The following is a 13,422-nucleotide window of genomic DNA, read 5'->3' on the forward strand; positions in this document are numbered from 1 at the left end:
TTATCAAAAGGAGATGCAGGTCACGCCGGCCGTTGCCCGGCCCACTCCGGCGCTACCGGCAGGGACTGGGCCGGTGCGGCACCGGACGCGAACGTATAACAAACTTCACCAGCGCCTCAGCGGACGCGTTCGGCCCTGCCGAACCTGGACCGCGCTCCCGAACCGATGTGGATGAGCACGGGGGTGCGTTTGCCGAGCACCGCGTCGAGCGCCTCAACGAGGGCCGACACTTCGGCCGCCAGCGTATGCGGGGCCACGCCCTGGCGTGGCTGCACCCGGATCTTCAGGGCCGGTTCGCCGCGGACCTCATAGGTGGTGACAGTGGCTCCGGCGAGGTCCGGACGGTCGGCCAGCGCTGCCCGGAGCGCCTGCTCGGCGACCCCGTTGCCGATCCGGACGTTGCCGGGCACCTCGCCCGGATCCTCTTCGGCCACGAGCAGGTTGGCCCGGCCCTTGCCCTGTTGGGCGGCCCAGGCCACCATGGCCCCGATCACTACCAGCAGCAGCACCACCAGCACAATCCACAGCCAGCTCTCCTGGCGGCCGGGGAAACGCGTGCGCCCGAAGAGGTCACGCCAGTTGCTCCAGGCCCCGGCGGACCAGACCCGCCACCAGGAGGCGACGGCCGGCACGGTGACCAGCAGGATCAGCAGCGTGCCGATGGCCAGGAGTTTGATTCCCAGAATGCCGATCAGGATCCGGTTGAGGAGTCTGGGGGTGCCGTTCATGCGCCGATCACTCCCGCCGAGGCCACAGTGATCCGGACCTCCGGCATCGGGGACGGCCCCATCTCCCGGAGTTCGTCCTGGACCGCCGCCAGCACGGCATCCGCGCTCAGCGGGACCCCGGAGGTAGGGCGGACATTGACGAGTACGCGGCTTCGCGACACGATCACCATCACCTGTTCTTGCGTCACGTTGGCGGCCAGCCGCGCCCGGCGCGCCAGCGCGGAGGCGATCACTTCGTCGTCCACCACGACGGCGGCGCGGCGGTCCCGCAGCAGGTGGCGGGCCCTGCGGCCTGGCAGCACGGCATTGAGGAAGAAAAACAAACCGACCATGACCAGCACAGCACCGAGGGCGCCGAGCAGCAGCGGCGGGACCCCGCTGGGGAGCGCCACGAACTGCTCCGCGGCGGTTTCCGGATCCACGAGCCATGGCGGCTGCCCGACGGCGCGGACTGCTGTTTCCAGGAGGGCGTAGCCGCACAGCACCATCACCAGGACGGCGGCGATGACGGCTGCCACGGCCCGTGAGGAACGGGTTTCGCGCTTGAGGATCCAGTCCATGCCCGCGGCTCCAGTCACCGCCGGGGTCCCTGTCCCGGCCGGGGTCCCGGGGTCGGGATCGCCCAGGCCTGCGCCGTGCCCGGGGTTCCTGCGATCCGTATCGTGGCTCACCGGACCCGCCCCCCTTCCCTGACGCTGGCACCGCTGATCCGGATGTCCACCCGGCTCAGCTGGGCGCCGCTCAGCTCCGTCACGCGCCGCAGGATGGTGGCTTTGGCGGCCACGGTCCGGTCCCAGATGGAGCCGCCGAAACCTGCCACCCGGCCGGGGTCCCGGAGGACTGCCGGCAGCGAGGGCATGGTGATCGGGGTGACGAGGGACAACGCCAGCAGGCCGTCGTCGTCGGACCACTCGGCCCGCACGTCCTGCGGCGGCACGCCGAGGGCCTCTGCCGCGGCTGCCCGTGCCACGCTGGTCAGGGCCTGGGTGCTGATCCGGTTGTGGCCGGCAAGCGCCCCGCCGTGGGCCGCCGCCCCAGCCGTGCTGCTCATGAGGAGGAGCGCCGGCCCGTGAGGGCGTCGAGCACGCTGCGCAGGTCCAGTTTCCCTTCCGCTGCACGGCCCAGCAGGGCTCCGATGCCCATGAACAGCAAGGCGCCGAGGAATCCCCACGCGCCAAACTGGAAGGACATGAACGCCAGGAAGGCGCCGGCTGCGATCCCAACAACGGTCAGATTCACTGGATTGCCTCCCTCATAGGCCGGGCTTCACCGGGCGCCGGCGGCTTTACCGGGCCGGGCACGTACACGTCATGGATCTCGATGTTGACCTCAATGACCTGCAGCCCCACCAGCTCCTCAACGGCCGCGTAGACGGCGGCACGGATCTGGTCCGCCAGGGCATGGAGGGGTGTGCCGTAGATCGCGACGAGGTCGATGTCCACGGCCACCTGGGTTTCGCCCACTTCGGCGCGGACGCCAGCGGCGTGGTCCGAACTGCCGACGGCATCGCGGATGGCCCCGAGGGCGCGGGACGGGCCGGAGCCAAGGGAATAGACGCCAGGAACCGAGCGGGCGGCGATCCCGGCAACCTTCGCGACGGCGGCCTCGGAAATGATGGTGCGTCCGCCGCCTCCCGGCGCGGCGGCGGGCAGCTCCGGAACGGAACCCGCCATGGGCTCGGAATTCGGGTATTCCATGAGGCACTCCCCCTAATCTCTTTGAGACCAACCCTAGCCCCTGCCTGCGACAAGGTGGCAGCATGCTGCGGGACGGCCACAAAGTCGGGAAGGACCGGTACCGGTTGTCAGGACGCGGGGCACCAGGAGCGGGGTTCCAGTGGCCTGGTTCCAGCGGCCGGGCTCCAGCGGCCGGGCTCCAGGCGCAGGGCCGTCAGCAGTGGGCCTGGAGCCAGGCATCAATGGGTGCGATGGCCTTGTCGAGGAGGTTCCGGGCAGTCTAGGTGCAGTTGGCAGCGAGCCAGCCCTGCACCGGGGCCATGGCCTCCTGGAGCTTGCCGCTGGAGAAGACGGTCTGGTCCTTCACGCCGGCGACCGCCACCTGGGTGAGCTTGGCGAAGTCGGCCTTGACGCTGTCCGGAGCCCGCTCCGCGGTCCGGCTCAGTTCCGTCTTGGACTGTTCCAGCTCGGCTGTCTTTCCCTGCGCCGCCGAGAGCGGCAGCAGGGTGGCGCCGGTGGCCTGTTCTGAAATCGTGGCGCAGGCTTCCGCCGCGGTCGGGAAGTCGCCATAGGGTCCGGATGACTTGCTGGGGCTCGGCGCCACAGAGGAGGGAGCGGCGCTGGCGGCCGCGGCCGACGGCGAACTGCCGCCTTCCGGCGCGGAGCAGGAGGTGAGCGCCAGGGCGGCGAAGAGGGCGGTTACGGTCAGAGGGCGTGCAATGTTCTTAATGTTCACGTTTCAGGAATCACTTTTCCGGTTGAGATTGCACCGCCGGCCCGGTGGTGCAGCCGGCGGCATTGGCGTTCTTTCCCCAGCGTGCGAGTCTAGCCCGGTCCGCGGTGAAGACTCGCCTGACCGTCTCGTACGAGCAACACAGCAAGCGCTGCGGGGACGTCTCCGGGAGTACGACTTCCATCCTGATCTGCTGAGCGAACTACGGCGCGTGATGAGCGCTCACGGACCTTCGTCGGCCCTTTGGGTGCAGGGTATTGCATGCCACTAAGCATGCTGATTAAATCGTGGTTACGGCCGCATTCCACGACCGGTCTACCGAAAGGACGTACAGTCATGGGTATTCTCGCATTTCTCATCCTCGGGCTTATCGCAGGAGCCATCGCCAAGGCGATCCTTCCCGGCCGGCAGGGAGGCGGCTGGGTGGTCTCACTCGTTCTGGGTGTCGTGGGAGCAATCCTCGGCGGCTGGATCGGTTCGTTGATCTTCGGTGGAGGCCTCGGTGACTTCTTTGATCTGCGGACCTGGCTCCTCGCCATCCTCGGAGCCGTCATTGTCCTCCTGATTTATGGCGCCGTTGCCGGCCGCAGAAGCAGGGCGTAGGAGGCCCCCCGACGCAGGGTCTGCGTGATCGATCGTTGCTGTCTTCCCTCGTGGACTCGTCCGCGGCGGCGATGGCGCGGCCGTAGCGGGCGCTGAATTCGGGTGTCCAACCGCAACGAAAAAACCCCGCAGTTCCCGTGTAAACACTGGGGACTGCGGGGTTCTAGCTGGTGGCTCCGACCGGCGTCGATCCGGTGACCTTTCGATTTTCAGTCGAACGCTCTACCAACTGAGCTACAGAGCCTAGGTGACATGTCACCATGACAGCCGGAATTTCTTCCGGCAATCAGAGCGACCCTGACGGGACTTGAACCCGCGACCTCCGCCGTGACAGGGCGGCGCGCTAACCAACTGCGCTACAGGGCCTTGCTATATTCTTGCTTCTCTGCAGTATCGCTACCGCAATTTTTCAAGGCCTTTAGCCTACCAGACTTTGACCCCCGGCTTGACCAGTTCCTTGCGTACCCCCAACGGGATTCGAACCCGTGCCGCCGCCGTGAAAGGGCGGTGTCCTAGGCCGCTAGACGATGGGGGCCAGGACGCCATCCGGCTAAACACGCGAAAAACAAGGGCAAAAATTTAGGGCCGAAGCCTTCCGTTTCTGTCCTTTCGGGTTCCTCCGAACTGGACTATAAAACTATAAGGGCAGACCCCCGGATTATCCAAAATCGGCCGGCCGCCCACGAAAGCCACCGCGGCACGCCGGGCGCCCGGCGCGCCCGGCGCCCGGCACCCCAGGCGCCCGGCGGGGCTCAGGCGACCAGCATCACCGCGAGGCTGATCATGACCACGGCAATGCCGGCGTCGAGCACGCGCCATGCGTTCCGCCGCTGGAACAGCGGTGCGAGGAACCGCGCGCCGGCCCCGAGCGCAGCGAACCAGGCGACGCTGCCCAGGCCGGCTCCGGCGGCAAACCACCAGCGCCCTTCCGCGCCGTGGGTGCCGGCCAGGGATCCCAGCAGCAAGACGGTGTCCAGGTAGACGTGCGGGTTCAGCCAGGTCAGGGACAGGCAGGTGCCCAGGGCTGCCAGCCGCGTGCCGCCGTGGCGGGCTCCGGGCTGGGCCGGCTCTGCGCCGCGGATGGCACGGGAGGCAGCGAGAAGTCCATAGACCAGGAGAAAGGCGGCACCTGCCCAGCGCACGACGACGAGAACCGCGGGCGCCCGCTCAATGAGGACGCCAATGCCGGCCACACCCAGCACGATCAGCACGAGGTCCGACACCGCACACACGGCGACAACCAGGACGACGTGGGAACGCAGGATGCCCTGGCGGAGCACGAAGGCATTCTGGGCACCGATGGCGACAATAAGGGACAGCCCACTTGCGAGGCCGGAAAACGCGGAGAGGATCACCCGCTCAACGCTAGGCGCAGGAAAGCCATGAAACCAGTTAATTATTCTGCTTCAACATAAGATCAGCTAATGATCGATATTCACCCCGACCAGGCCCGGACACTGGCGGCTATCGTCGCCCATGGAAGCTTCGACGCCGCAGCCAGCCACTTGTCGGTCACCGCCTCGGCCGTCAGCCAACGCGTCCGTGCCCTTGAGGCAGCCGTCGGCCGCCCGGTACTGCGAAGAACGCGTCCGGTCGAACTCACTCCCTCGGGGCAAGCCGTGGTGCGCTTCGCCCGGCAACTGGACATGCTCTCCGCCGATCTGGCCGAGGAACTCCAGCCCGGCGCCCCTCACTCCGGAGTCCGGCTGACCCTGGTGATCAACAGCGATTCGCTGCACACCTGGGCGCTGGCCGGCCTCGCCGCGGTGGCCGGCACGGTCCAGCTCGAAATCCTGCGCGAGGACCAGGACTATTCGCTGGAGCTCCTGCGCAGCGGGGCAGCCGCCGCAGCCATCACCACCACGGCCAAAGCCGCGCCCGGCTGTTCGTCCCGCCGGCTGGGCGCGATGCGCTACCTGCCGGTCTGCAGCCCGGACTTCGCCCGGCTGTGGTTCGACGCCGGCGCGACGGCGGAATCGCTCGCCAAGGCGCCGGTCATCCACTTCGACCGCAAGGACGATCTGCAGGACCGCTACCTGCGCAGATCCAGCCGGAAACTCCTCCAGCCGCCGCGGCACTACGTCCCCGCCGCCCACGAATTCGGCGAAGCCATCCGGCTGGGAATGGGCTGGGGTCTACTCCCGGAGATCGAAGCAACGGAACACCTGCAACACGGGCGGCTGACGGCCCTGGCCCCCTCGAGCTACCTCGATGTGCCGCTGCACTGGCAGCAGTGGCGGTATGGATCGGCGGCACTCGATGAGGTGGCCTCGGCCATCCAGGACGCGGCGCGCGTGCTCCGGTGACGCCGATGGCCCGTTGGCTGGCAGGCAGCTGGCAGGAACTCGACTAGAAGTGACCGATTTCCGCCAGCCGGGCGGGCGCCGCACGGACTAGATTTGCAGCATGGCAACAACCGCCGAGACAGGCTCCCCCACCCCGGACAGCACCCGCCGGGACAAGACCCGGGAAAAGACGCAGCCGGACAGCACCCACGAAGTGCCGCCGCATGCTCCCACCCCCACATCCCCGAAACCGCCGCTCCCGCCCGGCCGGATCAGCAGGCTCGGCATCGCCGCCGTCGTGGTCACCGTGGTGCTCTGGGCGTCCGCCTTCGTAGGCATCCGCGCCGTGGGCCCCAGCTTCTCCCCCGGCCCCCTGACGCTCGGGCGGCTGGCGGTTGCCGCCGTCGTGCTGGGCCTCGTGGTGCTGCCACAGCTCCGGAAAAGGAGCATGCTGCCCCAGGGCCGCGAGTGGTGGCCCATCCTGGCCTACGGCGTCATGTGGTTCGGCGGCTACAACGTCGCCCTGAACGCCGCGGAACACCTGCTCGACGCCGGGACCGCCGCCCTGCTGATCAACGTCAATCCGATCCTCGTCGCGGTCATGGCCGGGCTGATCCTGAAGGAGGGCTTCCCGCGCTGGCTGATCATCGGCAGCCTGGTCGCGTTCGGCGGGGTCGCCGTGATCGCGCTCGGTTCCGGGCAGCGGTCGACGGCGGACGTCGCCGGGGTGCTGCTGTGCCTCCTCGCCGCGGCCCTCGCCGCCGTCAGCGTGATCGTGCAGAAGCCGGTGCTGCGGAAATTCCCCGCAGCCCAGGCCACGTGGTTCGGCATCATGGTGGGCGCCGTCTGCTGCCTGCCCTTCAGCGGCCAGCTTCTCACCGAACTTCAGGCCGCACCGCTGCCGGCCACGCTCGGACTCGTGTACCTGGGCGTCTTCCCCACCGCCATCGCCTTCACCACCTGGGCGTACGCCCTCTCGCTGATCGACGCCGGGCGGCTTGCGGCCACCACGTATCTGGTGCCGGGCACCACCATCCTGATCTCCTGGCTGGTGCTGGGCGAGATTCCCACGATCTGGGGCCTGGTGGGCGGCGTCATCTGCCTCGTCGGCGTCGGGCTGACCCGGCGCCGGTCCCGCTGATTCAGCGTTACAGTTCAGCTATGCCCCCTTCACTGCCGCCCGGCCTGCCCATCGTCCCGGATGACCCGGACGGTGACAGCGACGGCGACGGCGGTTCAATGCCGTTCCCGATGTCGGAAACCGAATTCGAAGCCGCGGTGACCGACGCCCTGGACGGGATCCCGCCGGAGCTGGCGAAGACCATGAACAACGTGGCGATCTTCATCGAGGACGACTACACGCCGCGGCCGGGAGAGGACCCGGAGACGGTGCTGCTGGGCCTCTACGAGGGCGTGCCGCTGACCGAACGGGACTCCTGGTGGGACGCCGGCTCGCTGCCGGACCGCATCACCATCTACCGACAGCCCATCCTGGACATCTGCGGCTCCCGCGAGGACGTGACCGAGGAGGTCACCGTCACGGTGGTGCACGAGATTGCGCACCACTTCGGCATCAGCGACGAGCGCCTGCACGAGCTCGGCTGGGGATAGCCTTGTAGGCATGGGACACGACCACAGCCACTCACACGGCATCACAGCGACCGGGAAGCACCGGCAGCGCCTGGTCGCCGTCCTCGGCATCACCCTCGCCGTGGTGCTGGTCCAGATCGTCGGGGCCCTGGTGTCGGGTTCACTCGCGCTGCTGGCCGACGCCGGGCACATGCTGTCCGACGCCGCCGGCGTCTTCATCGCCCTGCTGGCCGCCTGGATCGCCACCCGTCCGGCGAGCGACCAGCGCACCTACGGCTACCAGCGCGCCGAAGTCCTCGCGGCGCTGGCCAACGCCCTGGTCCTGATCGTCATCGCGGTGGTCATCTTCACCGAGGCCATCCGGCGGCTCGGCTCGGCTCCCGAGGTGCGGACCGACGTCATGCTGGCCGCCGCCGTCCTTGGCGCCGTGGCCAACCTGGTCTCGCTGCTGATCCTCCGCGGCGCCCAGAAGGAAAGCCTCAACGTCCGCGGCGCCTACCTCGAGGTGCTGGGCGACCTGCTCGGGTCCTTTGCCGTGATCGTCGCCGCAATTGTCATCATGGTCACCGGGTACGAGGCAGCGGACACCATCGCCTCGATTGTCATCGCCTTCATGATCCTTCCCCGAGCCTGGCACCTGCTGCGCGACGTCGTGGACGTGCTCCTCGAAGCCACCCCCAAGGGCGTGGACGTGCAGCTGATCCGGGAACACATCCTGGCCGTGGAAGGGGTGGTTTCCGTCCACGACATCCACATCTGGACCATCACCTCCGGAGTGCCGGTGTTTTCCGCCCATGTGGTGGTGGCAGACGCAGCCCTGGGCGCCCGCGGCGCCGACCGCGTGCTGGACAAACTCGTCACCTGCCTGGGCTCACACTTCGACACCGAACACTGCACGTTCCAGCTGGAACCAGCCACCCACGCGGAGCACGAGGCCCGCCAGCACGCCTGACGTGCCATGGCTCAACCCAGGGTCGGGGACATTTCAGCTGTCCATATATTCCCATCATGGGTATATTCCCGAGCATGACCGAAGTTACCTTTTGGATCCTCACGGCCCTCGCCGGCGGACGTCAGCACGGTTACGCCATCCTGCGTGCGCGATGAGCGATTATCGACGGCGTCGGTATGCCCGGCTGTTGCGCTGGTATCCGCGGTCCTGGCGCGAGGAGCACGGAAGTATCGTGCTCGATAATCTCGAACAGCACGCCAGCGACCGAGGCATGGCCCGCCCGTCCATTCCGGAAGCATGGTCCCTCCGGGCCCAAGGACTGGGCGAGAGGGCAACGCATCGCTGGGCCGCGGGTTTCGCTGCGACAGCCTTGATCGCGTTCATAGGTGCCACCGGGCTGTTGTTGAGCAACGCGATAATGCTCCCCGGAGCAGGCTTTGTCCGGCTCCTGTTGGCAGTGTTCATCGGACCACTCGCATTAGCCCTCTCCGCCGTCGTGCTCCTATATCGAGCTGGACGGCTCTCCGCCCCGGCGGCATTGTCCACCGCGGCTGGCGCCATACCGGCGTGTGGTTTGGCGGCCCTCGTGGCAGCGAGTTGGTCGGTAGGTTTTGACGAAGCTGATGCGGGTCTCGGTCGCAGCTGGTTTGGATCGTCCACCCTCTTATTCCTCATCCTCGCGTGGATTGCGGGCACGATCTGCCTCGTTGCACCGGTCAGCTCGGTGCTGACTAAACGGCGCTCTCTGCCCATCCGCCTCGCGCAAAGTACTGTACTGGCAGCACCATTGGCGCTTGTCCTCGGCGCACTGACGCTGCTGGCACAAATGATCGGCACACTTGGTGCTGCCGCGCTGCTTGTCGTGGCTCTGCGACTGAGCACTGCGAAGCACCCGGCAGTACCGCGTGAGACTGTTCGGGTAGCAGCGCGGCCGTCCCCGCCGAGACTGACGGCAGCTTGGACTCGGCGGAGGGACGCTGCAGCTGGCGCAGGCGCGCTGGTGACCTTGATTGTGGGACTTGGGTGCGCAGTGTTTGCCCTCACCGGCAGTAACTGGGCACCAATGGTCACCGATTCCACCCACGCCATGAACCTCGGCCTGGCCGCCGGCGCACTGGCAGCCATCCCTGCGGCCATCGCCGCCGGGATGGTGCTTACCCCGCGTTTTGGCAGCGTCATGCACTGGTCGGCCCTCCTCTGTTGCGCAAGTCTCGTCGTGGAAGCGGCCGCCCAACTTCTCGGGGCCGGGCATCCCACCCAGTGGCCGCTTATCCTTGCTGCAGCATCACTGATGGGCTTCGCGGTTGCGTTGCCTTCGGACGACTCATTCCCGGAGGGCGCTCACTCCGCATCGGGGTGACAGCGGCGCTCGGCTTCGCCGGTTCGATTATCGGACTCAACCTGGTGACGATGGCCGCCTTCATCGCACCACCTGCGGCCGCCGCACTCTTCGTCTGGTCATTGACGCCGGTAAACAACCAAGCCCGCAACTGGTCAAGCATCAAAGCGGTTGAGACGCCACGAAAGTCAGCTCAAACCGAATCAAGGTACGCGCAGCGACCGGACACACCGATGCCGGGAGCCCGTGACTTCTGATCGTAGGGCGTGCCGTATACCTTCGACCGGCCTAGTAGGCCAGCAGGGGAGTGACCCGGATGGCGTCCGGGGCGATGTCGAGGCGGGTGGTGAAACTGAAATCCAGCTCTTCGTCCAAGGGAAACACCGTGCCCGTGAAGAGGTCAATCTGGCTTCCGGTGACCCTGGCCTTGCCATCCAGCGGAGAAACCACCCAGCGCCCGTCGAAGGGCTCGATGCTGATCTCGGGATAGGCGCTGACGGCCCATTTGATGCTGCCGGGAACCACCCGGTTATTGGTGACGTGATAGAACGGACACTCCGGCTGGAGCCGTTGCTCTTTGCTCGCTGCCGCCGCGCAGCTGTCCAGGTATTCCCGGGTTTTGGTCCCGACGTCGGTCTTCAGCTTCTCGGCGGCAACAGTCAGCAGATTGAGCCCCACGGGCTCGTCCGGCGCAGACACGGTGGCACGGCGGGCCGGGGCGGTGAAGTGTTCACCGACCAGGGTGGCCTCATACTCGCCCGGGTAGAACACGGCAAAGGAATTCCTGCCATTGGGCATGTTCACCGGTATCCCGTTGACGGTGGCCTGGGCGGCGTTGACGACGGTGACGTCCACGGTGGGCAGCGCTGAGGGCGCGAAAGGCCAGGTGTTGAAAAACAGCCATTCCCTCCCCGTCTCCTGCAGGAGAAACTCGGTGCGTAGCGGGCTGCCCTCGATGGTGTACTCCATGGGCACCATGACCTGGTTTCCCGGGCGCTCCTCGGCGTCCCCGACTTTCACGTTGGCGATCCGTGACGTGGCGGTCTGCAGGGCCGTCCCGTCAAGCATGGCGGCATTACCTGGCGGGACTGTCGCGTGCAGCAGGCCCAGCGCCTTTCCTCCGTGGCCTTTTTGCAGGGCGCCCAGGTAGTCGCGGACGGGCTGCTGCGGGCCGGCGATGGTGCTGTTGACCAGGCCCACGGCACGAATGGCTGCGGCGACGGCAAGCATCAGGCACAACAGCCATCGGGCTGCGATCTTCACGAGCGTCTGACTCATCTCCGCCTTTCCGTGCCGTGGGTCTTGAATGTCTTTGTGTCTGTCGCTGCCGAAGGGGTGTGTCGCTGATTCTGCTGTGGATCGGCAGATGGCGGCGTATGGTTCGTGCTAGGTCATGGAGCGGGTGCGGGGGCGGTGTCCACTACCGAGGTCTTCACTGCTGTCCATGCGGTTGCCGTTCCTGGCGGGATTGCACCGTATCCATCCAGATCCACCACCCTCTCGCCGATGAACTGGCCGTTGCCCGGATCCACGATGATTTCGTGCCGGTTATTATCGCTGCGGTCCACACGCCCGATGGCGATGCCGGTTCTCCCATCCAGGGTCGCCTGACGGTCGACCAGGGTGACGCCGGGAATGAGAGCGGCCGCACGGTAGAGGGATGCTCTGAGATCCGCGGGGATCGTGCCTACCCGCAGTCGGTCGGAAATCCAGACCATCGCCCGGTCATCGGCGGATTTTCCCGCACTTGCCGTCTGGTCACGGATCGTATCGAGAAGCTTGCCCGGATCCCGCGGCAGGGCGTTGAGCTCTTCATCTGACCACGGCGCGTCTACCCGCCGCAGGTCTCCCCGTTCCGTCCGTCCTTTGGGAGTCCGGGCTTCAATTTCCTTGATCGCGGCTTCGGTGCCTTCCCCAAAGAAGGTGACTGGGCGCGATGCCTCGAAGTTCATCACCCAGTCGCCGCTCCTGTCGGAGGGAACGTAAAGCTGGCGGTCCTGGGATTCGAGCCAGTACAGCCGCCCCGCACCGCCGTCGCCCTCGTCGGCGTAAACGGCCGTGGTGTCAATTTTCAGGGACTGGCCGGGACGCAAGACCGGATCAGAGGTGTTAATCGTTTGCTGTGCCGCTCCGTTGAGGGCTTCCACGGCCTCGGCGGTGGCCGGTGCGCGCCAGAACAGGTTTACGGCGTCCGTGGCGACCAATCCTCCGGCGAGAACGACCGCAGCCGCGGCCAGGAGGACGGTGCGCCGGACAACGGGCCGTGGCGACCCGTGCGTGCCGGTCGGCCGCCGGAACGTGGGTGCCGGGCCGCTCATGGCCATCAGCTGGTTGAGCCCGCGTCGGTGCCGCGCATCGGGACGCCTCGCGATTTCCTGGAGGAGCTGGGCTCGGTTTCGTGCAAGGTCTGAAGCAGTAGGTGCCGGAGGATCCGGGATGATGCTCATGGTCTTGTCCTTTCAGTCGCTGCCGAACCGGCGGCGCACGCCGGAGCGCAGCCGGGAGAGGCGGTTGCGGAGAGTGGAGGAAGTGATGCCGAGTTGCTCCGCGGCGGAGTCGTAACTGAGGTCTGCGTGGATGCAGAGGCGGTAGATTTGCTGGTCGAGGTCACTGAGGCCCGATATGTGGGCTTCGATGGCGGCAATCAGGTGCCGGTGCAGAGCTTCGTCTTCGACGTTCCCGCCAGCCACGGCCGAATCAGTGGCCTCGTGGCGGTGGCGGTGTTCCTTGCGGAGGAGCGCTTTGCTGTGTATCCGGCAAGTTCCCATCAGCCACGGCAGCAGCGATTCGCCGCTCATAGCGATTCGATGGGAACTGTCCCAGAGGGTAATGAACGTTCCCTGGAGCACATCATCCGTCAGATGGCCGGGGACCAACGAATGCGCCAGCCAGGCCACGGGACGGCTGTGGCGGTCGTAGACCTCCGCGAACGCACCCTGATTCCGTTTGATGATCTGCTCCAGCAGGGCAGCATCAGATTGCTGTTGCCCTGCTGGAGCCCCCATCGACGCTCCCAGGCCGGTTCGCTGACCTGCCATTGACGCCTCCGTGTTGGTCTTCATAACTGCATATGTCGTTTGAGAAGCATTTCGTCTCAAATAGATTCTGGATCCCACGCTGGTTGGACGGTCCCAACTGCTATTGCAACTTCGACTCACGTTGTAATTCTCCGCGGTATTTGGCGTGTATTTGGCGGCGTTATGTGGCGCGGTCAGGTGCCGATGAGCAGGGTTTCGCGGGCCGCTTCGACGACTTCCTTGGTGATGCTGTCGAGCTGGTTGATGTCGCGGATGCGCGTGATCTGGGTGAAGAGGCGTTGGATGAGCCGGAAGTTGCCGTTGGTGATGCGGGCGACGGCGGCGATGGCTTCGGCGTCGGTGAAGTCGTGGGGGTCGACGGTCAGGCCGAGTTCCTGCCAGCGGTGCGCACGTCAAGTTTCTGAGACAGTTTCATCGTTTTATTTCGGTTACGCTGCCAGGGATTCCTGGTCGCGGATCTGGTGGGCTGTGAGGGCTG

Annotated in this window: 16 protein-coding genes, 3 tRNA genes and 1 pseudogene; 6 read left to right on the forward strand and 14 right to left on the reverse strand. The window is 66.6% G+C overall.

The window, feature by feature from the left end; genetic code table 11:
* Positions 1-116 precede the first annotated feature (116 nt).
* The 6 genes from ABIB26_RS20920 to ABIB26_RS20945 form a co-directional block, all read right to left on the reverse strand.
* Positions 117-728 carry a hypothetical protein gene (locus ABIB26_RS20920; protein ID WP_354247678.1) on the reverse strand — a complete coding sequence of 204 codons (612 nt, stop codon included), beginning with the start codon at positions 726-728 and terminating at the stop codon, positions 117-119.
* Positions 725-1,399 carry a DUF6286 domain-containing protein gene (locus ABIB26_RS20925; protein ID WP_502913726.1) on the reverse strand — a complete coding sequence of 225 codons (675 nt, stop codon included), beginning with the start codon at positions 1,397-1,399 and terminating at the stop codon, positions 725-727. The genes ABIB26_RS20920 and ABIB26_RS20925 overlap by 4 nt, the downstream gene beginning before the upstream one ends.
* A complete protein-coding gene (locus tag ABIB26_RS20930; protein WP_354247681.1) occupies positions 1,396-1,779 on the reverse strand; it encodes a hypothetical protein in 384 nt (127 codons plus the stop codon). Before ABIB26_RS20930 ends, ABIB26_RS20925 begins: the two co-directional genes overlap by 4 nt.
* Positions 1,776-1,967, reverse strand: a complete 192-nt coding sequence (locus ABIB26_RS20935; RefSeq protein ID WP_354247684.1) for a hypothetical protein — start codon at positions 1,965-1,967, stop codon at positions 1,776-1,778. Before ABIB26_RS20935 ends, ABIB26_RS20930 begins: the two co-directional genes overlap by 4 nt.
* The gene (locus tag ABIB26_RS20940) at positions 1,964-2,425 is read right to left on the reverse strand and encodes an Asp23/Gls24 family envelope stress response protein (protein WP_354247687.1); all 462 of its coding nucleotides are present in this window, start codon (positions 2,423-2,425) and stop codon (positions 1,964-1,966) included. Before ABIB26_RS20940 ends, ABIB26_RS20935 begins: the two co-directional genes overlap by 4 nt.
* 259 nt (positions 2,426-2,684) lie before the next feature.
* Complete coding sequence (locus ABIB26_RS20945; RefSeq protein WP_354247690.1) at positions 2,685-3,140, reverse strand: hypothetical protein; 456 nt, start codon at positions 3,138-3,140, stop codon at positions 2,685-2,687.
* A gap of 333 nt (positions 3,141-3,473) precedes the next feature.
* On the opposite strand from ABIB26_RS20945, the gene ABIB26_RS20950 reads away from it, so the two are divergent.
* Entirely contained in the window at positions 3,474-3,740 is a 267-nt protein-coding gene (locus ABIB26_RS20950; protein WP_354247693.1) for a GlsB/YeaQ/YmgE family stress response membrane protein, read from the forward strand.
* A gap of 168 nt (positions 3,741-3,908) precedes the next feature.
* Here the strand turns inward: ABIB26_RS20950 and ABIB26_RS20955 are convergent.
* The 4 genes from ABIB26_RS20955 to ABIB26_RS20970 all read right to left on the reverse strand — a co-directional run bounded on the left by ABIB26_RS20955 (position 3,909) and on the right by ABIB26_RS20970 (position 5,095).
* Positions 3,909-3,984: transfer RNA gene (locus ABIB26_RS20955), tRNA-Phe, on the reverse strand.
* Between the two features lie 48 nt (positions 3,985-4,032).
* Positions 4,033-4,106 (reverse strand) — tRNA-Asp (locus ABIB26_RS20960).
* Between the two features lie 96 nt (positions 4,107-4,202).
* Positions 4,203-4,275: transfer RNA gene (locus ABIB26_RS20965), tRNA-Glu, on the reverse strand.
* Positions 4,276-4,492: 217 nt separating this feature from the next.
* Positions 4,493-5,095: a LysE/ArgO family amino acid transporter gene (locus ABIB26_RS20970; protein ID WP_354247696.1), complete on the reverse strand. Its 603-nt coding sequence runs from the start codon at positions 5,093-5,095 to the stop codon at positions 4,493-4,495.
* 69 nt (positions 5,096-5,164) lie between these two features.
* Between ABIB26_RS20970 and ABIB26_RS20975 the strand changes: the two genes are divergently transcribed.
* The 5 genes from ABIB26_RS20975 to ABIB26_RS20995 all read left to right on the forward strand — a co-directional run bounded on the left by ABIB26_RS20975 (position 5,165) and on the right by ABIB26_RS20995 (position 9,927).
* Complete coding sequence (locus ABIB26_RS20975; protein ID WP_354247699.1) at positions 5,165-6,046, forward strand: ArgP/LysG family DNA-binding transcriptional regulator; 882 nt, start codon at positions 5,165-5,167, stop codon at positions 6,044-6,046.
* Positions 6,047-6,146: 100 nt separating this feature from the next.
* A complete protein-coding gene (locus tag ABIB26_RS20980; protein WP_354247701.1) occupies positions 6,147-7,166 on the forward strand; it encodes a DMT family transporter in 1,020 nt (339 codons plus the stop codon).
* Between the two features lie 20 nt (positions 7,167-7,186).
* Positions 7,187-7,636: a metallopeptidase family protein gene (locus ABIB26_RS20985; RefSeq protein ID WP_354247704.1), complete on the forward strand. Its 450-nt coding sequence runs from the start codon at positions 7,187-7,189 to the stop codon at positions 7,634-7,636.
* A 10-nt stretch (positions 7,637-7,646) separates the two neighbouring features.
* Positions 7,647-8,567: a cation diffusion facilitator family transporter gene (locus ABIB26_RS20990; protein ID WP_354247707.1), complete on the forward strand. Its 921-nt coding sequence runs from the start codon at positions 7,647-7,649 to the stop codon at positions 8,565-8,567.
* Positions 8,568-9,597: 1,030 nt separating this feature from the next.
* Positions 9,598-9,927 carry a hypothetical protein gene (locus ABIB26_RS20995; protein WP_354247710.1) on the forward strand — a complete coding sequence of 110 codons (330 nt, stop codon included), beginning with the start codon at positions 9,598-9,600 and terminating at the stop codon, positions 9,925-9,927.
* Positions 9,928-10,194: 267 nt separating this feature from the next.
* Here the strand turns inward: ABIB26_RS20995 and ABIB26_RS21000 are convergent, their stop codons facing one another.
* The 4 genes and pseudogenes from ABIB26_RS21000 to ABIB26_RS21015 form a co-directional block, all read right to left on the reverse strand.
* Complete coding sequence (locus tag ABIB26_RS21000; protein ID WP_354247713.1) at positions 10,195-11,184, reverse strand: hypothetical protein; 990 nt, start codon at positions 11,182-11,184, stop codon at positions 10,195-10,197.
* Positions 11,185-11,297: 113 nt separating this feature from the next.
* A complete protein-coding gene (locus ABIB26_RS21005; protein WP_354247715.1) occupies positions 11,298-12,353 on the reverse strand; it encodes a CU044_5270 family protein in 1,056 nt (351 codons plus the stop codon).
* A gap of 12 nt (positions 12,354-12,365) precedes the next feature.
* Positions 12,366-12,944 (reverse strand): RNA polymerase sigma factor, encoded by a 579-nt coding sequence (locus ABIB26_RS21010; protein ID WP_354247717.1) that lies wholly within the window; start codon positions 12,942-12,944, stop codon positions 12,366-12,368.
* Positions 12,945-13,117: 173 nt separating this feature from the next.
* Positions 13,118-13,324: pseudogene (locus ABIB26_RS21015) on the reverse strand (AAA family ATPase); the annotation flags it as partial.
* Positions 13,325-13,422 lie beyond the last annotated feature (98 nt).

It is taken from the genome of Arthrobacter sp. UYEF20, assembly GCF_040546335.1.
Taxonomy (GTDB): domain Bacteria; phylum Actinomycetota; class Actinomycetes; order Actinomycetales; family Micrococcaceae; genus Arthrobacter.

Coding starts and splice junctions, on each gene's coding strand:
- ABIB26_RS20975 (WP_354247699.1), top strand. CDS start 5,165: ATGATCGATATTCACCCCGACCAGGCCCGGACACTGGCGGCTATCGTC.
- ABIB26_RS21000 (WP_354247713.1), bottom strand. CDS start 11,184: ATGAGTCAGACGCTCGTGAAGATCGCAGCCCGATGGCTGTTGTGCCTG.
- ABIB26_RS20990 (WP_354247707.1), top strand. CDS start 7,647: ATGGGACACGACCACAGCCACTCACACGGCATCACAGCGACCGGGAAG.
- ABIB26_RS20940 (WP_354247687.1), bottom strand. CDS start 2,425: ATGGAATACCCGAATTCCGAGCCCATGGCGGGTTCCGTTCCGGAGCTG.
- ABIB26_RS21005 (WP_354247715.1), bottom strand. CDS start 12,353: ATGAGCATCATCCCGGATCCTCCGGCACCTACTGCTTCAGACCTTGCA.
- ABIB26_RS20985 (WP_354247704.1), top strand. CDS start 7,187: ATGCCCCCTTCACTGCCGCCCGGCCTGCCCATCGTCCCGGATGACCCG.
- ABIB26_RS20930 (WP_354247681.1), bottom strand. CDS start 1,779: ATGAGCAGCACGGCTGGGGCGGCGGCCCACGGCGGGGCGCTTGCCGGC.
- ABIB26_RS20980 (WP_354247701.1), top strand. CDS start 6,147: ATGGCAACAACCGCCGAGACAGGCTCCCCCACCCCGGACAGCACCCGC.
- ABIB26_RS20950 (WP_354247693.1), top strand. CDS start 3,474: ATGGGTATTCTCGCATTTCTCATCCTCGGGCTTATCGCAGGAGCCATC.
- ABIB26_RS20920 (WP_354247678.1), bottom strand. CDS start 728: ATGAACGGCACCCCCAGACTCCTCAACCGGATCCTGATCGGCATTCTG.
- ABIB26_RS21010 (WP_354247717.1), bottom strand. CDS start 12,944: ATGGCAGGTCAGCGAACCGGCCTGGGAGCGTCGATGGGGGCTCCAGCA.